Here is a 24,162-nt window from a genome sequence, read left to right as displayed (position 1 = left end):
TTTTGCTTGTTGTTGAATTGCAGTTTACGCAAGCATCATGTTGATTTCCCTATTTGGTTACTAATTTTAGTAATGATTGAGCCAGCCCATTTTGAGCTGGCTTTTTTTATGCCTGCTATTTGGCGCATGCAGTATTGTTTTCATCAATTTTAAATTTATTTTGAACTAAAGCAGCCTGAGGGCGTCTACTCTTTTGCTTGTTGTTGAATTGCAGTCAACGCAGGCATCATGTTGATTCCCTAGTTTTAGTTACTTATTTTAGTAATATTAGGCCAGCTCACCTTGAGCTGGCTTTTTTTATGCCTGCAATTGTGAGCTGCTGCATTATTTCAATAAATTTAAATTTATTTTTGAACTAAGTTAACTTAGGGGCGTCTACTATTATGCTTGTTGTTAAATTGTAGTTTCCGCAGGCATCATGTTGATTCCCAAGTTTTAGTTACTTATTTTAGTAATATTAGGCCAGCTTACCTTAAGCTGGCTTTTTTTATATTTCACTCTTTTTACTTATCCCTTTAATAAAAGATTGCTGTAATAGTACGTAATGTTTATTTTGCCTTTTTATTTCTAAAATACTGTTATCTGGCCGCAATTGTTTGCGGATAAATCTATGAATTCATTAAATGTTAATTTTTTGTTTCATTTTGATTTGGTTGTGTCTATTATGGAGAATTGATTGTAATATCAATAGTTAGACACATACCTCGTCATTCTTTAAAGGTAGTGATAATGGCTTATTTAATTAATAAACATACAAGCGAATATTGTTTTTTATATGCGCATCATAGTTTTGGGCGGTTTCAATATTCTGTAGATACACTTGTCAACGATCTAAGCGTGTCGAAAATACACACCATTATTGAGTGGTTGAATGGGAAGTGGTATATCCGTGACTTAAGCCTGAATGGTACTTGGTTAAATCATAAGCGTTTGGTGAAGGATGACTCTGAAGAATTAAGTATTGGCGATAAGATTTATTTTGCCGGTAATTCAGAGGTTACTTATGTAGTTAAAGATCTCAGTCCACCTACAGATCAATTAATTAAGTTAGATGACGAGCAAAGTAAAACAGCCGAGACAATTAAGCTTAATCATTACCACCTATTGCCAGAGCAGCAACCTGATAGCGTGGTTGTTTTTGAGCAAAGTAGCGGCCAATGGTTGTTAGAATCATTACACGATGATGAGTTTACGATACGAGAAGTCTTAGAAGATCATAGTATTATTACCTTAGGTGGCGAACAATGGATGTTTCTTTCTAGCCATCTGGAAGTTGCAACCCAGATGAGCTCCGTACCACAATTGTATATAAGTGATTTAGACTTTATTTTTAACCTAAGTTTGGACGAAGAAACATCAGAATTAAAAGTTCAACATCACAATAATAATAAAGATTTTGATTTGCATGTTCGCTGCCATCACTATTTAACCTTAAATTTAGCGCGCTATAGAGCTTTAGATGCTAAAAAAGGAGTATTACCAGCTAACCAAGGTTGGGTAAATACGGAGCAATTAGTGAAAGATTTAGGTGTCGACATGCGCTATTTAAATATACAGATACATCGTGCTCGTAAGCAGTTTTCAGAAGTTCTAGTCAATGTTCATGATGCTGAAAATATAATCGAAAGACAATTGCGAAAAGTGCGGTTTGCTGGTGCATCCTTTATGATTTATAAAGGGTGTGAATTAGAGAGTACCTCGGATGTCGTTAGAGCATGAAACAGTATTAAAATTTAATAAAGTCATCACTAACTATAAATTAATTAAGCTACTTAACCAAGGAGGAATGGGAAGTGTGTATCTTGCAGAAGATACACGTTTAAAGCGCTATGTTGCGATTAAATTATTAAAGCCTACTGAGCACTCAGTAGAACATAGCGATCCCTTGGTTGAAGCACAGCTGCTTGCCCGTTTGAATCACCCAAATATTGTACAAATACACGATGTACTTTTGTATGAGCAGCAAATTTGTATTGTAATGGAGTACTTAAAAGGTAAAACATTACAGCAGTTTCAACATCAGCACGTCACCACACTCTCCGAAAAGCTTAATTTATTAGCACAACTGTGTGCTGGTCTAACCCATGCCCATAGTCAAGATGTGATGCATTGTGATTTAAAGCCTAGCAATATTTTAATTGATAAAAATGAATTAAAAATCACTGATTTTGGTATTGCAACATTACAAAATAAGCCGCTTAGTGAGCAACGTGATGAATCCAGTTGTGGCAGTGCTAGTGCGATGTCGCCTGAGCAGCTTAATAAACAGCCGTTAGATTTTCGCAGTGATTTATTTTCTTTTGGTATGCTGGCCTATATGTTTATTAGTGGCCGTCATCCATTTGGTGAAGGATCTGCGCAAACGATTGCTAATAATATTGCCAACGGTAAAGCGTGTAATGCACATGAGATCATTCCCAAGTTACCTAATGAATTATGTGATTTACTAAATCAATTATTACAACGAAAAAAAGACCGCCGCCCTGTTGATGCCCAAAGTGTAGAGCGTAAGTTACAAGCCGTTATTATAGCTATTAAACAGCAAGAAATTTTGGCGCAAGACACAGTTCCACTAGAGCAACTCGCATTACAAAAAAAACCGCCTAAAAAGACTGTTTTTTTAGGGACTTTGCTTTGCATAGCCGTGGTTGCAACAGGCTTAATGTATAAGCTGCAAGTACATAAACCAGCAGAGCACTATGTTGCATTTTTACCTCCGGTGGTAAAATCAGCCGCACTGTTATCTGCAGATACAAATATGCTCAAAGCCACAATTGATGATGCTATTAGGCAAAGTATTATTAATAGTAAGCAGTTAAATCTTATTTCGCAGGATGAGGTTGCGCCTATTGTACAAAGCGGCAATGCTAAACTTACTTTTGCAGATAAGTTACATAAATTAAAGCAAGCAACGGGAGCACAAGAAGTGGTGACCGCTGAGCTTAATTGTATGCAACCACAATGCTATTTAACGTTAGTTCGGCTCGAGGCGCCAAATTGGACGGTAAAAGCGCGCAAGCAATGGCCGATTATTACTGATAACTATAGTCAAATGTACCATTCAAGCAGTCAGCAATTAACAGCTCTTTTTCCTGATTTTGATAGTAAATATATTGCAATGGCGCAACTTAGTGACAAAGTACAAATTGAGCATATAGAGCTTTATCAAAAAGTGCAGCAAGTAGGTGATTACACTGAGCAATTATTTATGCGTATTAAAGAGGCTATTGAACAAACCCCGCAGTTATATGCCAATTATGAGTTACTACGTGAAGTCGCACTGAGTTTGTATCAGCAATCACAGCAAACAGAGTATTTAGATATTGCCAATAAGTTACTTTTTAACTCACCAACTGCGTATCAAAACACCCCTGCATTTGCTAAAAATGCAATGCTGATCGCGGTTGCTAGACAAGATTGGTTAGCGGCTAAACAGTACTTGACTAAAGCTGAGCAAGTTGGAGCTAATACATTAACGCTTTATGAGTTACAGGGTTTATTATATTTACAACAAGATCAGTTGCCTGAAGCACAACAGGCGTTTGAACTTGCGTTAAAAATACGTGTCAGCCCAATTATAAAACAGAATTTGGCGCAAGTACTGTGGTGGCAAGGTCAAATTGAAGAAGCAAAGCAGCTGCTTAATGAAGTTATAAACGTAAGTCCTCAAAACTACATGGCAAATCAATTATTGGCCGATATTGCCCTTACCGAAGGGGAATTAGTAGTTGCAATAAAGCAATATAAACAGGCTATTGAGATTAAACCTGATAGCATAGATTTAAGTAACTTAAGTATTGCGTATTCGTTACAAGGAGAGTTTGAGCAAGCATTAGTAGTTGCCCAACAGGCGGTTGATATAAACCCAGAGCATATCAGCTTTCGCCTTAACCTAGCTGATATTGAAAAGGCTTTAGGGCTTAGTGAATCATACCCCGCAAATTATTTAAAGGTAGTTGAGCTTACGCAAGATAAACTAACTCTTGATAGTTATTTAGAAGTCGCGCAAGCATATAGCCAACTTGGCGAAGCTAAACTTGCCTTACAAGCATTAAATAAGGCAATTAGTATTGCGTCAGATCACAATGAATATGTGTTCACTGCAGCGCTTGTATATAGTGTGATTGGTGAATATCAGTCAGCGTTAATGTATATAGAAAAGTCATTAGCGATAGGTTATCACCCGATGTGGTTTAATTTACCCTGGTTTAAATCTTGGTGCCAAAAAGAAGAGTTTATTGCGTTATTGCAGCAATATGACTCCTCTTTTAGTTGTGCTAGTGTTTTAAATTAAAGAGTTGCCCCCGGCCTACGAACAACAATTTTTGGATCTTGTGACATATAAATCTTGCCCGAAGGTACGTGTTTAGCTGTATACCTAAACGAAATAGGTAAATACTCAGTTTCTTTGCCTTCGGTTACTTCAACAACTTTTTCAAGGTTGTCTTTATCAACACCTAAAAATTCGTAGGTTGGTTCTACTTGAGCAATTGTTAAAACTAAAGTGTTGCCATCTGTGATCTCGGTAGAGATATTATATTGGCAATTGCTATCTGCACCACAGTATTCAACGCCATTCCCATAAAATTCCCAATCGGCAGCCACTGATGGATCTAGGCTGATAATAAGCTCTACATATTGTTTTTTCTCAATGCTTTTTGCATCGTTATTTTTAGCATTATTAAATAAAACACTTAGTGATTCAGTCGGGTTTGTTTCGCTATTGAAAAACGTTAACCAATTTTCTTGAGTATGAGGTAAAACAGTTAACGTTTTAACGGAAAAGTAGTTATCTGCTTTACATTGCACTTCAATATTTGGGGTATTGATTTCGTTCATTTTTTCAGTCCTTGTATTGTGTATAAGTAAAAACCACTTGTTGGTTTTTATAATTATTCTGAGTGTAGAATAAAATAGTTTATATAACGAATTAAGATGAGTATTTTGTAATGTCCTGTAATAATTTTTAGGGTCATAAAAAAGTAAAAAAACCTATCTTGGTATTTTTAGATTGGCTATCATGAACTGTCTTTTGGCTAATTAAAGTTTATTTATGTATATACAGTTACTTACAGACATTGATTGGGTAAGTGTTGGAATTGGTTTTAGTGTTGGCGCGGTGCTTTTTAGTGTTATTAATGCAAGCCGTAGTAAGCGATTAACAGCAGAGCTAAGTGAGCAGCAGCAACAACTAGCTTTATTGCAAACACAGTCCAATGAAAAACAGCAGCAATATACTGCCTTGATAGATGAACACGATTTACTTAAACAAAGCCACCAAGAACAACGCGACGAAACTCAGCACTATAAAACCCGCTTCACTGAGCAAGAAAAGCAAAGTCAGCAATACAATCATTATTGGCGCAAGGCTGAAGCTGATTTAACAACACTACGAAGCGAATACAATGCCCGTGATGTTGAGCTCAATAATATGCGCACTATGCTTGAGCAAAAGCAAAGCCATTTTGAGCAGCAGTTACAACATATTAAAGAAAGCAAAGAGCAGCTTAAAAAAGAGTTTGAAAACCTTGCTAATCAAATACTCGAAGAAAAATCGCAAAAATTTAAAATCCTTAATCAAGAAAGTATTGAGCAGCTGTTAAAACCTGTCCAAGGTGAGCTAAAAGGCTTCAGGGATAAATTGGAATCAATTCATGTTGAAGATGTAAAACAACGTGAAGCTCTGAAAATAGAGTTATTACATCTACAAGCGAAAAGCCAAGCAATCACTGAGCAAGCAGACAGGCTCAGTAACGCATTGCAAGGGCAAAAGAAAACCCAAGGTAATTGGGGCGAATTAATGCTTGAAAACGTGTTAGACAGCGCAGGACTGCGCGCTGGTACTGATTATAAACGCGAGGTATCGTTTAATACCGAAGAAGGCCGCCTGCGCCCTGACGTGGTGGTGTATTTGCCTCAAGGTCGGCATTTAGTGATTGACGCTAAAACTTCGCTAAACGCTTACACTCGCTACGTAAATGCAGATAATGAACTGCAGGCTCAACAAGCAATTAAAGAGCATGTTGAGGCTGTAAAAGCGCGTATTAATGAGCTGGCGAGTAAATCATATGATCGCTTACCTGGGCTTAACTCTCCTGAAGTGGTGGTGATGTTTGTGCCGATAGAATCAGCTTTTGTTGAAGCCCTTAAATACCAAAGTGATATTTACCAACAAGCGATAGAAAAGAACATTCTGGTTGCCACCCCCACTACCCTCTTAACCAGCTTAAATATCGTGAAACAGTTATGGCGCTTTGAGGAGCAAACTAAATACTCCAAAGAATTGGCAAACCGCGCCGAACGTTTTTATAACAAGCTCAACGGCTTTTTAACCAGTATGGAAGGCGTTGGTAAGCAACTAGATAAAGCCAAAGAAAGTTATGACAAAGCGTTTTCGCAGTTATATCGCGGAAAAGGCAATTTAATTAAACAAGCATCTGAATTTAAAGAGTTAGGGGTGTCGGTGCAAAAAGAGTTACCTCAGGAAAGTGTTGAGAGAGCTCACCTTGAATTGGATCAATAGAGAAAATGAAACAGCTGTTAAACAAAGGAATTGCAACGCTAAAATCGGTATCAGATAAGTTTACTGATGAGCTTAATAAAGGCTATGTTTTAGCCAAAGAAAAGGTCAATGGATTACCTATTTTCATATCGTTAGAACATTGTGGAAAAGTAAGTCCGATATCATTTGACGAAAAGCACTATTTTGTAATTCCTTTTGAATTATCAGAGTATAAATTTGCTTTACACACTATGCGTTGTTTACCTAACGGTGTACCTGAAGTGAATAATCTACCCAAGCGGCGCATTTTTCATTTTCCTAATGAGCATGCTGAAGCTGGGCTTAGGCTGTACATGTTAAATAGTACTAATGAAATAATGCTACAGCAAGCTGCAGAGCGTACTAACACCTTGCAATCACTTGCCAATGACATCGACGCGTTAGATCGAAAGCTTACTTATGGCATGTTATTAGTAGGCGGCCTTGCTGCCATTGCAAACCCTGCTATTGGTGCGGCGATTGCTGCAAAAGCGGTCTTACCTAGTTTTACTGGGCTATTTAATAAATATGGTATACGCGCATCTGGCGATAAGTTATCACAGTATCAGCTCGAAAAAGCAGTAAAAGAAGCACAAAATAGTATAATACAAGAGTTTGAAGCCTCGAATACAGTGCAAGTTATTAACCCTATTTTACAAGAACTAGCACTTACATTAAGAACAACCGAAGCGGAACATGATCCCTTAACTAGTTTTAACTTAGCTGATGGATCTATTCCTGAATTAGCTAATGATACTTGGCGAGAGCTGACTGAAGCAGCTATTTGTCATGTTTATAAAGAAGTTTATGATGACTCGTCGCTACATAAACAAGCGCACTTAGATGCTAAAGATTTAAGGTGGTTAAAATTACTGTTTGACGTGAATGAAGCAAAGTAGATAAGGCAAGCAAGCGATGAACATTGGTATTTATATTTACGATGATGCCGAAGTGCTGGATTTTTCAGGCCCATTCGAGGTGTTTAGTACCGCTAAACGACTCGCTAATAACGATTGGCAGGTGTGTCTTATTGCTGAAAACAATACACCTGTTATGGCGCGCGGTGGTTTTAGTGTAAACCCCCATTACAGTTTTGTTGATCACCCCGCTATTGATTTGCTCATTGTTGTTGGTGGTGTACACACTGTTGAACTTGAAAAACCTGCCGTAATAAACTGGATACGAGAAACCGCTGGTGCTACTGCTAAAGTTGCCTCAGTGTGTACAGGCGCTTTTTTACTGGCCAAAGCGGGTTTACTCGATGGCTTAACGGTTACCACGCATTGGGAAGATCTTGCGGATCTCGCTAATATGTTCCCTCGGTTAAATGTGATCAGTAATAAGCGCTGGGTATCACAAGATAAATTCACCACTTCAGCGGGTATTTCTGCAGGAATTGATATGAGCTTGCAATTAGTTGCTGAGCTGGGGAGCCCTGAGCTTGCAGAGCTTACGGCAAAACAAATGCAGTACCAGTGGCACAAAAAAATTTAACTGTTCGGTAACTGTTCACTGATAAAGTTATGCATATAATCTCTAAGACAAACCGCTTTTTTACTAAGTAAACGACCACTTGGCCAAATGGCATAAATTTCTCGCGGCAGGCTTTGCCATAGTGGCAATACACTAACTAACTCTTTTGTTTGTAGCTCATTTATAATTTCAAAGCGCGGTAACAAACCGATACCTTGATGATCCGCAACTTGATATTTTACAAAGCCAGTATCGTTATAAATGCTTTTAAAGCGGCACATGTGTGTGTAAGTAGCACATGATTGCGTGTTCGTTAATAGCCATTTATTTCTAAGTGTTGTACCAATTAAACGGTGATGTTTTAAATCGTTCGGTTCAACAAGTTTTGCTGCATTTGTTAGGTACTCAGGTGATGCGACTAAGATAGAGTCGGCTTCTGCGAGCTTTTTTTGCTGTAATAACGAATCAGCTTGAGGGCCGATCCTGAGCGCTAAATCAGCTTGGTTTTTAATAATATCGTCAAGTTGATTACTTAAAATCAGCTCCAACTGAATATCAGGGTATTTCTTGCAAAACGACAACCACATCGGCTTTAAAAAACCATGACAGATATTCAGTGGCGCGAGCACTTTTAGCTTACCACTAAGTTGTTCTTTTTGTTGATTGAGTTGATAACGAGTTTGTTCAAATTGCTCAACTAAGTTGGCATAACTTTGATAGTACACCTGTCCTTGTTGTGTGAGTGTGCATTGGCGTGCAGAGCGATGCAGCAGTTTTTGCCCAAGGCGAGATTCAAGGCGCTGTAAACGCCGCGTAACTGTTGCCGCAGGCAGCGATAAATACTCCCCCGCTTGAGACAATCCTCCTTGTTGTACTATGTGCACAAACAGCACTATATCATCTAGCATGATTCCACTTTTGCAATTTAAGTTTGATTAAAGCTTTATATTTAACATTTTAGTAAGTCTATATCATTGCTCTTAGGTTTTCTTGTTAAAGAGTATTTTTATGGAACACAGTATTAATTGGGTAGCTGTTATTGTTATCGGTGTAGGCGCAACAGCAGTGCTTGATAGTTGGTCGCTATTACTTGCGAAAGTGTTTGGCGTGCCATCTTTAAACTTTTGTATGGTCGGTCGCTGGATAAGCTTGATGCGAAGTGGTCAATTTAAACATACAGCAATAAACAAAGCGCCATCGCAAAAAGGCGAATGCGCAATCGGTTGGTTTATCCATTATGTAATAGGCGTTATTTTTAGTTTTACTTTTTTATTGGTTATGTCAAATGACTGGCTAGTATCCCCCCGCCTAATACCCGCCCTTATATTTGGTTTAGCCACAGTATGTATGCCTTTTTTTATTATGCAACCTGCGCTTGGGCTGGGTATTGCTGCGAGTAAAACGCCAAGACCAGCGTCGGCCAGAGTTAAAAGCTGTGTATCACATTGTGTATTTGGTGCAGGAATTTATATCAGCTCGCTTGTTTTATTGCTATTTTGAGGAGCTACTATGTCTGCTGATTATTGGTTAAATCGTTGGAAAAACAATGATATTGGTTTTCATGAAAGCCGAGTAAATCCATACTTAGATCGTTATTTTACTAACTTGAAAATTCCTCAAAATGGCCGAGTTTTCGTGCCTTTATGTGGTAAAACAAACGACATTGCATGGCTACTCGAGCAGAATATACAGGTTGTGGGCGTTGAGCTCTGTGAAAGTGCCATTAAACAACTATTTGGCTCTTTAAATGTTACACCTACAGTAACGGTGCACGACAAGTTTAAACTGTATAGTGCGGATAATTTGGCTATTTGGGTGGGAGATATTTTTGCACTAACCGCCAACTTACTTGGATCTGTTGATGTTATATATGATCGCGGATCATTAGTAGCCCTGCCTTTTACACTACGTAAAAAATATAGCAGGCATGTAGTGATGATCACACAAAAAGCACCACAGCTACTTATTTGTTGTGTATATGATCAGTCTAAACGCGATGGCACACCATACAGTATTAGCGCTCAAGAGGTATTTGATCACTATCACCATGCTTATTCGCTACAACTAATTAGATGTGAAGCTATTGCGAATGGAGTTAAAGGCGTTGTACCGGCAAATATAGTTGTTTGGCAGTTAAACAAAAAAGATTAAACTTTATGTTGTATATTGCATGTAATGTTTGGGGTCAATGGATGAATGCTTGCGATGAACGTTCTGATCTTATATGCAAACTTTGCTAAAGTATCTGTAGTTAACCTTGCTCAGTTTTACGAGCGAATCATTTTGTCACTTCCTCAACCATTTGAACAAATACAATAACTAATAACAGCACTTTTAGGATCATATAATGAATATAATCAAAACCTCAGGGCTTGTCCTGTCGGTATTGGCTGGGCTGTCGCTATCAGGCTGTTCGGTAACACACAACGTCACGGCTACAACAACGATGAATCAAATTAGCAATCCACTGTCGCTTGAACAAATCTATAAAGATAAATATTTCAAAGCGCAGCGTAGCACTTACTTTAAATGGCTTGATGATGGCACCGGCTACACCGTGCTTGAAGAACGTGGAAGCGAAAAAGATAAAAAAGACGACGCTGAAAATGCCAAAGCAGATGACGAAAAAGAGCACGGTGTAAAAGGCAACGACATTGTATTTTACAACGCCGATGGTACTGGCCGCAAAGTTCTAGTTGAGTTTGAAAAACTACTGCCAGAGGGCGCAGATGAGCCATTTGCAATCGAAAGCTACCAGTGGTCAAAAGACGGCAAATGGTTGATGGTATTTACCAATAGCGAGCAAGTGTGGCGCTCTCGCAGCCGTGGTGATTTTTGGCTCTTAAACCTTGAAACCAATAAATTACAGCAACTCGGCGGTGAGCAACCAGAACCTAAAAAACTGATGTTTGCTAAATTCTCACCAGACAGCTCAAAAGTAGCTTACGTGCGTGATAACAACATTTATATGCAAGCGGTTGGCAGCAACAAAGTAACAGCGCTTACAACCGATGGCAGCGCTAAAATCGTTAATGGTAACTTTGATTGGGTTTACGAAGAAGAATTCAGCATTGCTGATGGCTTTCGTTGGAGCCCAGATAACAAATCAATCGCCTATTGGCAGCTTGATACCAACGGCGTTAAGTTTTTCACCATGATCAACAACACCGACGAGCTTTACCCTACTTTAAAAGAGTTTCCTTACCCAAAAGCCGGTGAAACTAACTCGGCAGTACGCGTGGGGGTTGTTAGCCTTGCTGATAAGAAAACCCGCTGGGCCAAACTTGAAGGCGATAATCGCGACCGCTATATTCCTCGTATTAGCTGGGCAGGCACCGGTAAGGAATTAATGATCCAAGACTTAAACCGCCCGCAAAACCACAACAAGGTTTGGCTGTTCGATTGGCAAAAACAGCAATTGACCAAAATTTTAGAAGATAAAGACGATGCTTTTATCGAGTGGTTTTACAAAGCCAACTGGTCAAAAGATGGTAAGTTCTTTATTTGGCACAGCGAGCGCGACGGCTGGCGTCACCTTTATCGTATATCTCGCGATGGCAAAACCATTATCGATTTAACCCCAGGTGATTACGATATTGTTGATATGCTGGCGCTAAACGAAGATAAGAACGTGATGTATTTTACCGCTTCGCCAGACGATGCAGGTCAACGTTATTTATTTAGTACGTCTTTGGATGGTAGTAGTAAACCTGTACGCGTAACGCCTGCTGAATTTCAAGGTTCAAACAGCTATTACATGTCTAAAGATACCTCATGGGCAATGCACACTTACTCACAATTTGGCACGCCGCCAATTAAAGAGATCATTAAAGTAAGCGATCACAGTAATGTTAAAACCTTAGTTGAAAATAAAGAGCTGAAAGAAAAACTGGCTGAGCAAAGCTTACCAAGCCACGAGTTCTTTAAAGTGAATGCGAGCGACGGCACCGAGCTTGACGGCTACATTATGTTCCCTAAAAACATGGATAACAGTAAAAAATACCCAATCGTTTTTTACGTGTATGGCGAACCGTGGGGCTCAACAGTGCAAGACCGCTTTGAAGGCGACAGCTACTTGTATAAATCACTGCTAACACAAAAAGGCTTTATTGTGGCATCGGTTGATAACCGAGGCACACGCGCACCAAAAGGCCGTGATTGGCGTAAATCGATTTATAAAAAAATCGGCTCAGTCACTGTACAAGACCAAGTTGATGCGCTTGATGCCATGGCAAAACGCTGGGATGTAATAGACACCGACCGTGTTGGTGTATGGGGTCACTCAGGCGGTGGCAGCTCAACCCTTAATTTATTGTTCCGCCATGGCGATAAGTTCAAAGTCGGTATTGCCTCAGCACCGGTGCCAGATATACGTTTATACGACACTATTTATCAAGAGCGTTATGCGGGTAACCCAAATACCGATCCTGAAAGTTACGATAACACCTCGCCCATTACCTTTGCCAAAAACCTAACCGGTAAGCTATTGCTTATTCACGGCACAGGGGATGATAACGTTCATTACCAAGGCTCAGAGCGTTTAATTAACGAGCTTGTTAAGTACAACAAACAGTTTGAGTTTTTCTCATATCCAAATCGCTCACATAGCTTACGAGAAGGCAAAGGTACCACCTTGCACTATCACACTATGATGGCCGATTTTTTTGAAAAGAACTTATTGAATAAGTAATCGCTTTAAAAAAGTTAGATGCTAAAAAGCCACACACTAACAGTTAGAGTGTGGCTTTTTTAATCAAAATGGTGTGAGGTTTATAAAATAAAGTTAAAGGTCAAAGGTTTGAGTCGTTTTAGTGTTAAACGTACTTTACGCAAATAAAAAAGTAGCATCCGTGCCACTACAAGTGCGATATTAAGAAAAATTAAGAGCTTGGTTGCGAAGGTTGATACTTACTAACGAGAATTTGCTGCAAACTTTTTAGTGCCCGCTTTATAGCTTGTAGCATGTTCCTTCCTTTGGTATTTACATTTATGCTTGGCAAACCAGGTAGAAGAATATTGATTTTGCATTGCTGCAAAGTACCCAGCCGCTCGTTTAATAGATCATTAATTTGAATATCTACTTTACGAATATTTAAAGCATGTTTTGCCAACTGGCTTTTCACTAATTTCAAAATTGACATTTTTTCACTTGAGTTAATTGTTTTGTTTTTAACCGTAAGTTTTAGCTTCATGCAATTACACCTTTAGTAGCACCTGTGTTGCAGGCATGGATGTAATCTACTAACTTAGTAACAAAGGATAAAGCTGATTATTTCTGATTTAAAGACAGGTTTTTTCGAATGATAACCAACATAAACTACAATCACTTATACTATTTTTGGCAAGTGAGTAAGCACGGCAGTATTGCTGCTGCCAGTAAAGTACTCAACTTAACGCCGCAAACGGTCAGCTCTCAAATTACTAACTTAGAGCAACGATTAGGTAAGCCACTGTTTATTCGCCAAGGCAGAGGGCTAAGACTAACTGAGTTTGGCCATGTCACTCAGCAATACACAGATGATATGTTTGCTATTGCCCATGAATGGCTAGAAACTACCCAAGGTGATATTGCGCAATTGTCACGAACACTAAAAGTAGGCATTTCGGATGTATTACCAAAATCATTAGTTTCTAAGTGGCTAGCCCCTTTAATTGATAACGAGCGTATTACAAACTTACATTGCATTGACGGTCAGCAAGATGAACTGCTCGCGCAAATGACGGTTCATAAGCTCGACTTAGTTTTAGCTGATAAACCGCTCGATACCACATTACCATTTAAGGCTTTTTGTCATGAAATAGGAAAAAGCCAAATAGCTCTCTTTGGCAATGCAACATGGCACTCGCAATTATATAAACAGTTTCCACAATCTCTTAATAATAAGCCTTTAATTCTCCCTGCAAAAGGAAGCCCAGTCACACGTGCTATTCATTATTGGCTGCAAGAACAGGGTATTGAAGTATCAATAGCAGGCCATGTTGATGACAGCGCATTAATGAAAGCATTGGGTGAGCAAGGATTTGGGGTGTTCCCTGCGCCTATTTTGGTCAGAGCCGAAGTTGAGCGCCATTATGACGTTTGCTATATTGGTACAATTAATAATGTTTATCAGCATTATTATGCCTTTACGCCCGACAGGCTAATTAAAGACAGTATTTACGATGAATTTATTAAGCATGCCCAAATGACGTAAATTTTAGCTAATAGCTTTACACGCGTTAAAACACTAAAAAGCCAGACTTTAATTGCTCTGAAGTGTGGTTTTTTTAATCAAATCGTAATGGGGGTTTACAAAGGTTGGGTAGAGTGCAACGAAACCCCAAAAAATTTGTAGGGATTGGCTGAGGGAATAAATGACCCATGGCATTTTAGTTATTGTTTCTATATTTTAGAGATACTGTAAGGCTTTAATTTTTTTAGCTCTCTAGATTTGTTAACTAAACTTTCGATAAAAGGTAAATAGTTCTCTTCTGATGCCAGTACTTTTAATAATTTTTGAGCTATACCTTTTACTTCTTTAGTCCACTCCCTGTCCTCAATATCGTCAGTAACTTGTTGGAAAAACTGTATAGCTTGGTCTATGTCACCACTTATTAAACATACCATACCTCTATTATATTTTGACCATATAGAGCTATTCTCATTGAGTTTGTTAGTTACATGCTCTTTTAAAGATTTTTTATCGGAAAATAAATTTCTAATGTGTAAAATTATAGGCTTTGCTTCATCTACTAATACTTGAACTTGATGTTTAAATTGTTCTTCTGATTCAAACTCAACAAACTTTATTTCTCTAAAAAAGCGTACATCAAACGAGTAATATTCTTTTGGATACCATTGAAAGCATACCGCAATATTGAGAGAGGTGCCTTTTTTCCACCTTGAGGGCTGGAATTCTATTACAGTTGTCCAAAGGCCATTATCATCAAGCCAGACTCTTGATTTTCCTTTTCTTTTAACTCCTATTGGTTTAAATGCTTCTCTTACAATTGTATTAATAATCTTTTGATGCGGTGAAATGGGCATGCTTTTCCCTCATATTGTTATCCTTTATGGTCAGTACAGCTTTCGTAATTTGTATTATTTCAATAGCACTTTGCGATAAGGACATGCTTAATAGTATAATTTAGCAATACGTGTTCAAATCATAGGTTAAACAAGTTTTGTCGTTTGTTGCCATTAAACATAGTTTAACTCAACTTCCCAACCATTTCTTTAACCACTAAAAACTGCACTTCTCTTAACATTCTTAACTCCGCTACGCGCACATCTGCAGGTGGCATATTTTCAACTTCTTGGTATAAGTTACTAAATTCACTCTCTATATTTTCTACAAAATAACTTAGCTGCTTTACTGCTGTAGAGTTTGGAATACCTAGCTCTTTTGCAAAAGTGATAACATCAGCTTTGTTGACATCACAGAAACGTTTTTTATCATTTATGGGAACAGGTAAGGCTTCTTCTAGAGGCTTTGCACCTTCTGGAACATAAATAATGGTGCTTAATAAATCATAAAACGGTGTTATTTGCGCAGACCCGTTTTCGTAATAAAAACTGATATTTTTTAAATGCGCATCCCCGTTACCGACTAATAAATTATAAATAATCCATTGATATAATTTAATGGCCGTTGCAGCTTTAGGACGTACGTTATTGAGTATTTTCTGGTATGTTTCAACCGTTGATGCAGAATATTTGGAGTGCCTGCTATAACTTAATAACTGGCAACTATCTATAATATGCTTACGCTCTTGATCAGGGTAACTTCCTGTACGGTCAAAGCGTTCAACTAAATAGGCTGGCTCGGCGTATAAATGAGTTCTACATTCGGTACATCTAACCCTAATCGTCCCGCTAGTTTCATCATAAACCACTCATTGCATGTCGTTTGCCAATATTGGTCTGGCTCAGAATGATCGGGTTTGAGTATATGTGTTGAAGGTGTGCCTTCGTTTCCTTCAAATAACTCATCACCGAGCTTAATAACCAGCATTTTATGTTGCGGCCCAGCAAGTGACATACGGCTACTTTGGCGGCTATTTAACAGTGCTCTGGGCAAGTTTTTGATACGACTAGATAACTCTGAAAAAGCTAATGGTATAGCGCTTGGGGCTGGAAAATCAATATGCTCTGGTAATAGGGTTAAAGCACCAGCAGATTCAATACCGGATGCAGTTAGTAGAGCAAATGAATCCTCATGATCAACTCTCACTTCTTTAGCTAACAATTCACGAGCATTTTCTTCTGGCAGTAAATTATCAAAAAACTGTTGCACAGGACGAGTAGTACCAGAATCAAGAATCACATGCTCTTGCAGTGGAATACTGGGAGTTATTGCAAATTTATTCGCCGAGTTAAGCCAAGCTTGATCATATTTAAAAGACCAAAAGCCGTTACTATCTTGTAATTGGCCCATTAGCTGTTTGCCAGCATAAACATCGAGTGATCTATTATTCATGGCCAGCCACCATGTTCTGGATTTGAGTTATTAATTTATTTTTAGCTTTTTCATCGTGTTGAGGTACAACTACGTCTATTTTTACCTCTAAACCTAAAGCTTCCATTAAATCGAACGCGCGGCCAATCGATAGCGAACCTGTGCCATTTTCAAAGTCACTCACTGTATTAATGCTAATACCGGAGAACTCCCCTGCTGTTTTTTGATCAAATTTTTGGCTTTTTCTCACTATACTTGCCAATTTACCTAATTGTTTTGCTGACTTTATCGTGACTTCCATTACCTATCCAAAATTCACAGTATTCTATGAATAATAGTTAAAAACTTATAGAAAAGCTAATAATTCACAATATTTTGTGAATTAAAACAGGAGGTAATTAAATAAAGAGTAAATTCACAGTATTCTGTGAATTATTCCAGAAATAACCATGGAATAGCATGAATTCACAATAAACTGTGAATTTATGGTGTTTCATAAATCTAACGGTATCAATCCAACAGTCCTTCTACCCATTCTAAAACTAGGCGTGTATCTCGGGTTTGAAAGCGCTGTTTATTGGGTATGTAATAACAAAACTCAGATTCAACCGCGTGAGTATTAAAGTTTTTAAGTAACTCGGTGTTTAAAAGTCGTTGCACAAGAGTGGTTGAGCAAAACACCAGTCCTGAGCCTGCCATAGCTTCTTGAATGCCAAATAGCTCTTGGTCAAAGGTTTTAATAATAAATAACGCAGGATCTAAGTTGTTTTGAGTAAGCCATTGTTTAAGTGGTGGCTCACTCAGGGCGTTGTTTTTCCATTTTGTGGTATACAGCGTAACAGGGCCATTTTGCCATGGGATATCGGCTGCTTTGTGTGAGCCAAATAGATTAAATTGTTCGGTTTTTATAATGTCATCTGCGTTTATATTGCGCTGCTGGCCAAAGCGAATGGGTAATGTGTGCAATTGTTTATCAACGGCTTCACTGGTTGATATATCTACCTCAAGATTAGGCTGGTTTATAGATAATTCCTGCAATGCGGGTATTAAGCGCAGGGCGGCTAGTGACGAGGTGGTGGTTATTTTAACTGTTGCCCCTGTGGCTTGCACAGTTGCCAGTGCTTGGTCGATGCGGTTAAAGCCGTCACTTGTGGCCGCACTTAAATATTCACCAGTGGGAGTGAGAGTGATCTTTCTTACTTGGCGGTAAAATAAATCTACATTTAAACGGCTTTCAAGATTATTTATATGGTGTGAAATCGCGGTTGGCGTGAGTGAGAGTTCATCAGCGGCGGCTTTAAAGCTGCCTAAACGCGCCGCAGCTTCAAAGGCTTTAAGCGCTTGTAGTGATACTTGCATAAGTGATATTCGCAAATGATGAAATTAATTATAGGTGAGTATAACTTACTTATAGTTGAGGTTAACTCGTTTGTGAAAAGCCGCTGTTAGTTAGATGATTACTGCACAATTACTAACAGGATAAACAGCATGACCACCCTATTACACATTGATGCAAGCATCAGAGCCGTTAAAAATGACAATCCAGATCACGATTCAATCTCTAAAAATATAGCTAAGCGTTTTATAGAGAGCGTTACTCAGCAGCAAAGCATAGATGAGTATATTTATCGTGATGTAGGTGTTAATCCGCCGCCTTTTATTACCCAAGACTGGATAGGTGCGGTATTTACCCCTGACGATAAAAAGACTGCAAAACAACAACAGTTACTGGCCTTGTCAGACACATTAATCGCTGAAATTGCAGCCGCTGATATTATTGTGATTTCCTCGCCTATGTATAACTACGGTATGCCCGCACAGTTAAAGGCGTGGTTTGATCAAGTTGTGAGGATCAACAAAACCTTTGATTTTGATCTGGCCCGTGGAGACTTTCCATTACAGCCTTTACTAGGCGGTAAAACATTGGTTGTGATCACCTCAAGCGGTGAGTTTGGTTTTGAGCAAGGCGGTATACGTGAGCATATGAGCCATTTAGTGCCCCATTTACGTACTTTGAGCAAATATTTAGGCGTGAGCACAATTCATGAAATTGCTTCTGAGTATCAAGAGTTTGCCGATATTCGTCATCAGCAATCGTTAAGTAATGCTTACAGTCAAGCAACAGAACTGGCACTACAACTTACCAATATGGCTATTTAGAATAGCTAAATATTACTCGCTTTCCTGTAGTATTTTTAGCCAAGTTGTAATGGGGGTTTACAGTCTATTTTATTTTTACAAATACGAATTTTCGGTTTTTGACATAAAAAGCGCGAGAATATTAACTCTCGCGCTTAAGTTATACATTTTTTGCTTTAATTAAATATCAAAGCGGTCTGCGTTCATTACTTTCACCCATGCATTAACGAAGTCTTGTACAAAACGCTGTTTGTTATCGTCTTGCGCATAAAATTCAGCAAGTGCTCTTAAAATAGAGTTGGAGCCAAACACTAAGTCAACACGGGTAGCGGTCCATTTAGTATTACCGGAGCTGCGCTCAATAATGTTATACGTGCTTTTACTTGCCGGTTCCCAGCGATAGTTCATATCGGTTAGGTTAACAAAAAAGTCATTGCTTAATGTGCCTACATTATCGGTGAATACACCATGCTGGCTGCCACTGTGGTTAGTGCCTAGTACACGCATCCCACCAAGTAGTACCGTCATTTCAGGGGCAGTTAACCCCATAAGTTGTGCTCGCTCTAAAAGTAGCTCCTCGGCTGAAACGGCATAATCTTTTTTCTGCCAGTTTCTAAAGCCATCATGAATTGGTTCTAATACATCAAACGACTCTGCATCGGTCATGTCGTCGCTCGCATCGCCGCGACCTGCTGCAAATGGCACGGTGATATCGACACCCGCGGCTTTTGCAGCTTGTTCAACTGCAGCAGTACCGCCAAGTACAATTAAGTCCGCTAAACTCACTTGTTTGCTTAAACTTGCTTGCACTTTTTCAAGAGCCGTTAATACCTTAGCAAGTTTTTCTGGCTCGTTACCTTGCCAATCTTTTTGCGGGTTTAAGCGAATGCGTGCACCATTGGCGCCACCGCGATGATCAGAGCCACGGTAAGTACGGGCGCTGTCCCATGCAGTGCTGATCAAGTCACTGGCGCTAATGCCTGCATTTAGCAGTTTGTCTTTAAGCTCGCTAATTTCAGCATCAGATAAGGTGTAATCGACGCTTGGGATGGGATCTTGCCAGATCAAATCTTCACTTGGTATATCTGCACCTAAATAGCGAGATTTAGGGCCTAAGTCACGGTGAGTGAGTTTAAACCAAGCCCGTGCAAACACATCGGTGAAATAGTCAAAATCATTATAAAAACGTTCAATAATTTTGCGATAGCTTGGGTCCATCTTCATTGCCATATCGGCATCGGTCATAATCGGATTTAGGCGAATTGATGGATCTTCAACATCAACAGGTTTATCTTCCTCTTTAATGTTTACCGGCTCCCACTGGTTTGCACCCGCTGGACTTTTGGTAAGCTCCCATTCGTAATTTAACAGCAGATAGCAATAACCGTTATCCCATTTAGTTGGGTGAGTTGTCCACGCACCTTCAATGCCTGATGTCATAGTATCGCGGCCTATCCCACGCGTTTTATGGTTGTTCCAACCTAGGCCTTGCTCAAATACATCTGCGGCTTCAGGCTCTGGGCTAAGATTCTCTTCGCTGCCATTGCCATGGGTTTTACCCACCGTATGCCCACCCACCGTGAGCGCTGCGGTTTCTTCGTCATCCATCGCCATTCGAGCAAACGTTTCGCGTACTTGTGCCGCAGTTTTGAGTGGATCTGGCTGGCCGTTTACGCCTTCTGGATTAACATAAATTAACCCCATTTGTACTGCAGCTAACGGGTTTTCCATGGTGTCTGGTTTTGCTACGTTGTCGTAACGTTCATCACTTGGCGCAAGCCATTGCTTCTCCGCGCCCCAATAGACGTCTTTTTCTGGATGCCAAATATCTTCACGCCCGCCGGCAAAACCAAAGGTTTTTAAACCCATTGATTCATAAGCCATATTGCCTGCTAAAATAATTAAATCGCCCCACGATAACTTATTACCGTATTTTTTCTTGATAGGCCAAAGTAAGCGACGTGCTTTATCAAGGTTAGCGTTATCAGGCCATGAGTTCAAAGGAGCAAAGCGTTGGTTACCTGTACCGCCACCACCACGGCCATCAGCTAAACGGTATGATCCTGCTGAGTGCCACGCCATACGGATCATCAAGCCACCATAATGACCCCAATCGGCAGGCCACCAATCTTGGCTTTGTGTCATCAGATTTTTTAAATCGGTTTTAACGGCTTCAAGATCTAATTTTTTAAATTCTTCAGCGTAATTAAAGTCATCGCCATAGGGATTAGGTTTAGTATCGTGTTGATGAAGAATGTCTAAATTTAAGGCCTTTGGCCACCAATCAGTATTGGAATTAGACGATTGTGTATTGCTACCATGCATGATTGGGCATTTACCCGCACCTGAATTGCTCATTTTTAGCTCCTTTATCGGAATATAAAACTCGGTCTATAACTCACTGTGTTTAAAAGCTTAGTTCATAACAATTAACTTGCTACTGAATGTAATATATTGATTGATAAACCCTGTTTAAGTTCATCCTTTGTACCAATATAGAAGATTAACGATTAAAAACTAGTGCTAAATCACGATTTAAAGCGATTGCAGCTATCGATTAATCTGATGTTTATTGTTAAAAAATAGTGGCAGTAAAATGGCCACACGTATATTGAGTTATTTGATAAGCTGTCTGAATTAATTATAAAAAAGAGTTATTAATTAAAAATGGTTAATTTGAAGTGTTTAGTTTGCTTTCTTATTTTGTTTTCAACTTTTAGCAGCGTTGCTGAGCAATCGTTTGAAATCCCCAGAAGTGCGGTTATAGAGCTTACCGATCAGCAGGCAAAGCTTAGCTATCCTTTATTTATAAAGCTCCCGCGCAGTTACAGTCGAAATAAAGATAAAACATACCCTGTTGTTTACCTCCTTGATGGCTCGTATGCGTTTCAAGTGGCATCCGGGGCGACGCATTTTGCTATGAACAGTGGCGCCATGAATGAAGCAATACTCGTTGCAATTGGTTATTCGCAAGGCTCTAAAGGGTCATCAAGCCGTATTAGAGATTACACACCAAGTAAAGCAAATGATTGGCAGCTCGAAACGGGTAAGGCCGAGCAACATGCTGCTTTTATTCGTGATAATGTGTTTGCTTATATGCAAAGTAATTACCGTGTGACCTCTAACCAACGTACTTTAGTAGGTAATTCATTGGGGGGCTTATTTGCTGCTCATGTACTTTTTACCCAGCCTAATATGTTTGAAAGTTACATTATTGGTAGCCCGTCGGTGTGGTTTGATAATGAGAGCATAATATCTCAGTCGATTACTACAGCTAAGCAAGACGTTAGGGTTTACTTATCGGTAGGTAGTAAAGAAACACCTGAATTTGGCGAAGGGCAAGATATGATAACTGGAGCTAATAAGTTAGCGAGTAAAATACGTCAAGGGGATGCTAAAAATATACAGCTTGAGTTTTCTATCATTGAAGGAGCAAAGCATGCGACGGCATTTCCAACCACGCTGATCCAAGGTTTAGATTGGCTATACGCAAAACAGCGCAGATATTAATACCAATCGACTTAAATATTTAGCCTTTCTAGCGTGCTAAATAAAGCGCTAACGGCGTTATAAATTTTTCATGTAGAACAACTACATATCAAAATTTATGCCTTGTTATCACTCTATTTATCCGTCGCTATAAACTACCAATAACTTAACACGATTGGTATAAAAAAACCCACTGATAAATTAATATCAGTGGGTTTTTAATACGTTAAAACGTATTAACTAAAACAATCGTTTAGATACAAACGATGTTTTCAGCTTGTGGGCCTTTTTGACCTTGAGTAACAGTAAACTGTACACGTTGGCCTTCAGCTAGAGTTTTGAAGCCGTCACCGCTGATAGCGCTGAAATGAGCGAAAACGTCAGGACCTGACTCTTGCTCGATAAAACCAAAACCTTTTGCTTCGTTGAAAAATTTAACTGTACCAGTTGTAGTTGTAGACATAATAGATATCCTAGATATTAATAAAAGTGTGCCTAAAATCAGGCGGTTTAGCTGAAAAAACAAGTATTTAACTGAGGATAACGCGATGAATTATTACTAATAACAACGTGGTACGTACAAATAAACAGAATTTCTTTCAAACTTATAGTGCATTAACGGGTTATTACTAACCCATTAATTAAAAATTAGATGCTAACGATATTTTCAGCTTGCGGGCCTTTTTGACCTTGAGTAACAGTAAACTGTACACGTTGGCCTTCAGCTAGAGTCTTAAAGCCATCGCTTGAGATTGCGCTGAAATGAGCAAAAACGTCAGGGCCTGACTCTTGTTCAATAAAACCAAAACCTTTAGCTTCGTTAAACCATTTTACTGAACCAGTTGTTGTATTAGACATAATAGTATCCTAAGAATTAATAAAAGTGTGCCTTAATTTAGGCAATTTAACAGGAAGAAAACAAGCATTTAACTGAGGATAGCGCGAAGGATTATTACTAATAACAACGTGGTACTTACAAATAAACAGGGCTTTCTATCAACCCGATGCAGAGCAGGATAACAGTAACTTAAACCATATAACAAGCTTTATTTACTTTTCTTTTTAAAGCCAAGTTAATTTTGTGAACATATATTGATTAAATAAGAAGAGTCGTAGCCATGCTTACCGTCTCTGCATTCGCTTTTTTAAAGTGATCTAGGTATGGAGTGTAGACTTATTTTTAGTGGGATTAAATTTAGTTGAATGAGATAATATTTTAATTGGGGAAGTGCGAAATCCCACACTCCCCCCCCCCACGAAAAAAAGGAACTCAGCGCTCATTTGAATAGCGACAGACTCCTTATTTATTCAGCAATTGCGATCGCTATTTCTACTTCAGTTGCGGTTTTATAATATTCATAGTCGCTGGTATAAGTACGAGTGTAACGACAATCATCTGAGCTAAAGTATTGCCAAATTTCACCCCATAAATCAATTATAGCGTCGGGCATTTCGCCTTCGCCACTAAAGACTAAATAACTCCCTGCGTGCGTTGTAACTGTTACTGAATCACGAAGGTTAATTGATTGCTCATCGCTACAGGCAATGACATCAAAATCACCGGTCACATCGCTCTCGTAGTTAGTGTAAACACCAAAGACTTTACTGTCTTTTGTGAGTTTTGAGGTATATTTTTCGCCAAATTTTTGCCAAAGCTCAGCTATCTTTGCTGTGCCAGTATTCATTTCATTGGCATTGCATGTTCTTACTTTTAAGCCGGTTAAGGTCTTACTTGCTAGCTGTTTTACTTCCATTGAGACTATCCTTTAGCATTAATACTCAGTATTAACTTAACAGAAAAAGCATGAAGTATTTAATAAATACGCTATAAAAAGGGTTTATTTTTTGTTGGTGATTAGGGCGTGTTGACCTTTGTGGATTGAAATTTGTTCAATCTAGGGGCGATTTAATCGCGGCGCGAGGTTTGTAACCTAGTGGGCTAAGTAAAAATCGAGCTACAAAGAGTTAATCGCCCCTAGGAAGAACCCTTTGGGCAGCGCATGTTTGGAATTTATACTGCGTTATCGCCTATTTATGGGGAACAACCACACTACATAGGCTCTGCCTTGCCTAAATACCAAA

General features: G+C 39.0%; 21 protein-coding genes and 1 pseudogene. 11 read left to right on the top strand and 11 right to left on the bottom strand.

The genetic code is table 11. From position 1 onward, the window contains the following. Nucleotides 1–729 precede the first annotated feature (729 nt). Both H5163_RS11415 and H5163_RS11410 read left to right on the top strand, forming a co-directional pair. Nucleotides 730–1,719: an FHA domain-containing protein gene (locus H5163_RS11415; protein WP_145239003.1), complete on the top strand. Its 990-nt coding sequence runs from the start codon at nucleotides 730–732 to the stop codon at nucleotides 1,717–1,719. After that, entirely contained in the window at nucleotides 1,703–4,294 is a 2,592-nt protein-coding gene (locus H5163_RS11410; protein ID WP_182735159.1) for a serine/threonine-protein kinase, read from the top strand. The genes H5163_RS11415 and H5163_RS11410 overlap by 17 nt, the downstream gene beginning before the upstream one ends. Here H5163_RS11410 and H5163_RS11405 read toward each other — a convergent pair. Next, a complete protein-coding gene (locus H5163_RS11405; RefSeq protein ID WP_182731205.1) occupies nucleotides 4,291–4,839 on the bottom strand; it encodes a hypothetical protein in 549 nt (182 codons plus the stop codon). The two genes, H5163_RS11410 and H5163_RS11405, sit on opposite strands and share 4 nt — an antisense overlap. Before the next feature lie 214 nt (nucleotides 4,840–5,053). On the opposite strand from H5163_RS11405, the gene rmuC reads away from it, so the two are divergent. From rmuC to H5163_RS11390, 3 genes are read left to right on the top strand one after another with little or no spacing between them, the layout of a single operon-like run. Next, entirely contained in the window at nucleotides 5,054–6,523 is a 1,470-nt protein-coding gene (gene rmuC, locus H5163_RS11400; RefSeq protein WP_182735158.1) for a DNA recombination protein RmuC, read from the top strand. A 5-nt stretch (nucleotides 6,524–6,528) separates the two neighbouring features. Next, complete coding sequence (locus H5163_RS21325) at nucleotides 6,529–7,440, top strand: hypothetical protein (RefSeq protein ID WP_259397117.1); 912 nt, start codon at nucleotides 6,529–6,531, stop codon at nucleotides 7,438–7,440. Nucleotides 7,441–7,456: 16 nt separating this feature from the next. Next, complete coding sequence (locus tag H5163_RS11390) at nucleotides 7,457–8,035, top strand: DJ-1/PfpI family protein (RefSeq protein WP_145238987.1); 579 nt, start codon at nucleotides 7,457–7,459, stop codon at nucleotides 8,033–8,035. On the opposite strand, the gene H5163_RS21320 is transcribed toward H5163_RS11390, so the two are convergent. After that, nucleotides 8,032–8,922: a LysR family transcriptional regulator gene (locus H5163_RS21320; RefSeq protein WP_259399805.1), complete on the bottom strand. Its 891-nt coding sequence runs from the start codon at nucleotides 8,920–8,922 to the stop codon at nucleotides 8,032–8,034. The two genes, H5163_RS11390 and H5163_RS21320, sit on opposite strands and share 4 nt — an antisense overlap. Before the next feature lie 100 nt (nucleotides 8,923–9,022). On the opposite strand from H5163_RS21320, the gene H5163_RS11380 reads away from it, so the two are divergent. The 3 genes from H5163_RS11380 (at nucleotide 9,023) to H5163_RS11370 (ending at nucleotide 12,704) form a co-directional block, all read left to right on the top strand. Beyond that, nucleotides 9,023–9,514, top strand: a complete 492-nt coding sequence (locus tag H5163_RS11380) for a DUF2938 domain-containing protein (protein WP_145238984.1) — start codon at nucleotides 9,023–9,025, stop codon at nucleotides 9,512–9,514. A 9-nt stretch (nucleotides 9,515–9,523) separates the two neighbouring features. Continuing rightward, nucleotides 9,524–10,165: a thiopurine S-methyltransferase gene (gene tmpT / locus H5163_RS11375; RefSeq protein WP_145238981.1), complete on the top strand. Its 642-nt coding sequence runs from the start codon at nucleotides 9,524–9,526 to the stop codon at nucleotides 10,163–10,165. Between the two features lie 196 nt (nucleotides 10,166–10,361). Continuing rightward, nucleotides 10,362–12,704, top strand: a complete 2,343-nt coding sequence (locus H5163_RS11370; protein WP_182735157.1) for a S9 family peptidase — start codon at nucleotides 10,362–10,364, stop codon at nucleotides 12,702–12,704. A 190-nt stretch (nucleotides 12,705–12,894) separates the two neighbouring features. On the opposite strand, the gene H5163_RS11365 is transcribed toward H5163_RS11370, so the two are convergent. Next, nucleotides 12,895–13,206, bottom strand: a complete 312-nt coding sequence (locus H5163_RS11365) for a hypothetical protein (protein WP_145238975.1) — start codon at nucleotides 13,204–13,206, stop codon at nucleotides 12,895–12,897. Nucleotides 13,207–13,314: 108 nt separating this feature from the next. Here H5163_RS11365 and nhaR point away from each other — a divergent pair, with 108 nt between their 5' ends. After that, entirely contained in the window at nucleotides 13,315–14,208 is an 894-nt protein-coding gene (nhaR, locus tag H5163_RS11360; RefSeq protein WP_182731201.1) for a transcriptional activator NhaR, read from the top strand. Between the two features lie 188 nt (nucleotides 14,209–14,396). Here nhaR and H5163_RS11355 read toward each other — a convergent pair whose 3' ends face one another. The 4 genes and pseudogenes from H5163_RS11355 to H5163_RS11340 all read right to left on the bottom strand — a co-directional run bounded on the left by H5163_RS11355 (nucleotide 14,397) and on the right by H5163_RS11340 (nucleotide 17,811). Then, nucleotides 14,397–15,041, bottom strand: coding sequence for a hypothetical protein (locus H5163_RS11355; protein ID WP_182735156.1), 645 nt, complete (start codon nucleotides 15,039–15,041; stop codon nucleotides 14,397–14,399). 164 nt (nucleotides 15,042–15,205) lie between these two features. Beyond that, nucleotides 15,206–16,431, bottom strand: a pseudogene (locus H5163_RS21515) (HipA domain-containing protein). A 34-nt stretch (nucleotides 16,432–16,465) separates the two neighbouring features. Further along, nucleotides 16,466–16,753: a helix-turn-helix domain-containing protein gene (locus tag H5163_RS11345; protein ID WP_182731199.1), complete on the bottom strand. Its 288-nt coding sequence runs from the start codon at nucleotides 16,751–16,753 to the stop codon at nucleotides 16,466–16,468. A 209-nt stretch (nucleotides 16,754–16,962) separates the two neighbouring features. Then, nucleotides 16,963–17,811 (bottom strand): LysR family transcriptional regulator, encoded by an 849-nt coding sequence (locus H5163_RS11340; protein ID WP_182731198.1) that lies wholly within the window; start codon nucleotides 17,809–17,811, stop codon nucleotides 16,963–16,965. 129 nt (nucleotides 17,812–17,940) lie between these two features. On the opposite strand from H5163_RS11340, the gene H5163_RS11335 reads away from it, so the two are divergent. Continuing rightward, entirely contained in the window at nucleotides 17,941–18,612 is a 672-nt protein-coding gene (locus H5163_RS11335) for an FMN-dependent NADH-azoreductase (RefSeq protein WP_145238960.1), read from the top strand. 159 nt (nucleotides 18,613–18,771) lie between these two features. Here the strand turns inward: H5163_RS11335 and katG are convergent, their stop codons facing one another. Beyond that, the gene (katG, locus tag H5163_RS11330) at nucleotides 18,772–20,949 is read right to left on the bottom strand and encodes a catalase/peroxidase HPI (RefSeq protein WP_182735155.1); all 2,178 of its coding nucleotides are present in this window, start codon (nucleotides 20,947–20,949) and stop codon (nucleotides 18,772–18,774) included. Nucleotides 20,950–21,258: 309 nt separating this feature from the next. Here katG and H5163_RS11325 point away from each other — a divergent pair, with 309 nt between their 5' ends. Then, nucleotides 21,259–22,101 (top strand): alpha/beta hydrolase, encoded by an 843-nt coding sequence (locus H5163_RS11325; RefSeq protein ID WP_182735154.1) that lies wholly within the window; start codon nucleotides 21,259–21,261, stop codon nucleotides 22,099–22,101. A 232-nt stretch (nucleotides 22,102–22,333) separates the two neighbouring features. Here the strand turns inward: H5163_RS11325 and H5163_RS11320 are convergent, their stop codons facing one another. The 3 genes from H5163_RS11320 to H5163_RS11310 form a co-directional block, all read right to left on the bottom strand. Beyond that, complete coding sequence (locus H5163_RS11320) at nucleotides 22,334–22,543, bottom strand: cold-shock protein (protein ID WP_016706518.1); 210 nt, start codon at nucleotides 22,541–22,543, stop codon at nucleotides 22,334–22,336. Between the two features lie 185 nt (nucleotides 22,544–22,728). Continuing rightward, nucleotides 22,729–22,938 carry a cold-shock protein gene (locus tag H5163_RS11315; protein WP_145238950.1) on the bottom strand — a complete coding sequence of 70 codons (210 nt, stop codon included), beginning with the start codon at nucleotides 22,936–22,938 and terminating at the stop codon, nucleotides 22,729–22,731. Nucleotides 22,939–23,384: 446 nt separating this feature from the next. After that, on the bottom strand, nucleotides 23,385–23,834 hold the full coding sequence (locus H5163_RS11310) for a GyrI-like domain-containing protein (protein ID WP_145238947.1): 450 nt from the start codon (nucleotides 23,832–23,834) through the stop codon (nucleotides 23,385–23,387). Nucleotides 23,835–24,162: the final 328 nt, after the last annotated feature.

Origin of the sequence: Pseudoalteromonas sp. SG44-8 (assembly GCF_014164125.1) — a bacterium.
Classification (GTDB): Bacteria; Pseudomonadota; Gammaproteobacteria; order Enterobacterales; family Alteromonadaceae; genus Pseudoalteromonas; species Pseudoalteromonas rhizosphaerae.
This window is presented reverse-complemented; position numbering and strand designations above follow the sequence as displayed.

What these genes read in the sequence shown, in the direction of transcription:
- H5163_RS11355 (WP_182735156.1), bottom strand. Translation starts at nt 15,041, where the DNA reads ATGCCCATTTCACCGCATCAAAAGATTATTAATACAATTGTAAGAGAA.
- H5163_RS11390 (WP_145238987.1), top strand. Translation starts at nt 7,457, where the DNA reads ATGAACATTGGTATTTATATTTACGATGATGCCGAAGTGCTGGATTTT.
- H5163_RS11415 (WP_145239003.1), top strand. Translation starts at nt 730, where the DNA reads ATGGCTTATTTAATTAATAAACATACAAGCGAATATTGTTTTTTATAT.
- H5163_RS11320 (WP_016706518.1), bottom strand. Translation starts at nt 22,543, where the DNA reads ATGTCTACAACTACAACTGGTACAGTTAAATTTTTCAACGAAGCAAAA.
- H5163_RS11380 (WP_145238984.1), top strand. Translation starts at nt 9,023, where the DNA reads ATGGAACACAGTATTAATTGGGTAGCTGTTATTGTTATCGGTGTAGGC.
- H5163_RS11365 (WP_145238975.1), bottom strand. Translation starts at nt 13,206, where the DNA reads ATGAAGCTAAAACTTACGGTTAAAAACAAAACAATTAACTCAAGTGAA.
- nhaR (WP_182731201.1), top strand. Translation starts at nt 13,315, where the DNA reads ATGATAACCAACATAAACTACAATCACTTATACTATTTTTGGCAAGTG.
- H5163_RS11405 (WP_182731205.1), bottom strand. Translation starts at nt 4,839, where the DNA reads ATGAACGAAATCAATACCCCAAATATTGAAGTGCAATGTAAAGCAGAT.
- H5163_RS11315 (WP_145238950.1), bottom strand. Translation starts at nt 22,938, where the DNA reads ATGTCTAATACAACAACTGGTTCAGTAAAATGGTTTAACGAAGCTAAA.
- tmpT (WP_145238981.1), top strand. Translation starts at nt 9,524, where the DNA reads ATGTCTGCTGATTATTGGTTAAATCGTTGGAAAAACAATGATATTGGT.
- H5163_RS11335 (WP_145238960.1), top strand. Translation starts at nt 17,941, where the DNA reads ATGACCACCCTATTACACATTGATGCAAGCATCAGAGCCGTTAAAAAT.
- H5163_RS11340 (WP_182731198.1), bottom strand. Translation starts at nt 17,811, where the DNA reads ATGCAAGTATCACTACAAGCGCTTAAAGCCTTTGAAGCTGCGGCGCGT.
- H5163_RS11345 (WP_182731199.1), bottom strand. Translation starts at nt 16,753, where the DNA reads ATGGAAGTCACGATAAAGTCAGCAAAACAATTAGGTAAATTGGCAAGT.
- katG (WP_182735155.1), bottom strand. Translation starts at nt 20,949, where the DNA reads ATGAGCAATTCAGGTGCGGGTAAATGCCCAATCATGCATGGTAGCAAT.
- H5163_RS21320 (WP_259399805.1), bottom strand. Translation starts at nt 8,922, where the DNA reads ATGCTAGATGATATAGTGCTGTTTGTGCACATAGTACAACAAGGAGGA.
- H5163_RS11310 (WP_145238947.1), bottom strand. Translation starts at nt 23,834, where the DNA reads ATGGAAGTAAAACAGCTAGCAAGTAAGACCTTAACCGGCTTAAAAGTA.
- H5163_RS11370 (WP_182735157.1), top strand. Translation starts at nt 10,362, where the DNA reads ATGAATATAATCAAAACCTCAGGGCTTGTCCTGTCGGTATTGGCTGGG.
- rmuC (WP_182735158.1), top strand. Translation starts at nt 5,054, where the DNA reads ATGTATATACAGTTACTTACAGACATTGATTGGGTAAGTGTTGGAATT.
- H5163_RS21325 (WP_259397117.1), top strand. Translation starts at nt 6,529, where the DNA reads ATGAAACAGCTGTTAAACAAAGGAATTGCAACGCTAAAATCGGTATCA.
- H5163_RS11410 (WP_182735159.1), top strand. Translation starts at nt 1,703, where the DNA reads ATGTCGTTAGAGCATGAAACAGTATTAAAATTTAATAAAGTCATCACT.
- H5163_RS11325 (WP_182735154.1), top strand. Translation starts at nt 21,259, where the DNA reads ATGGTTAATTTGAAGTGTTTAGTTTGCTTTCTTATTTTGTTTTCAACT.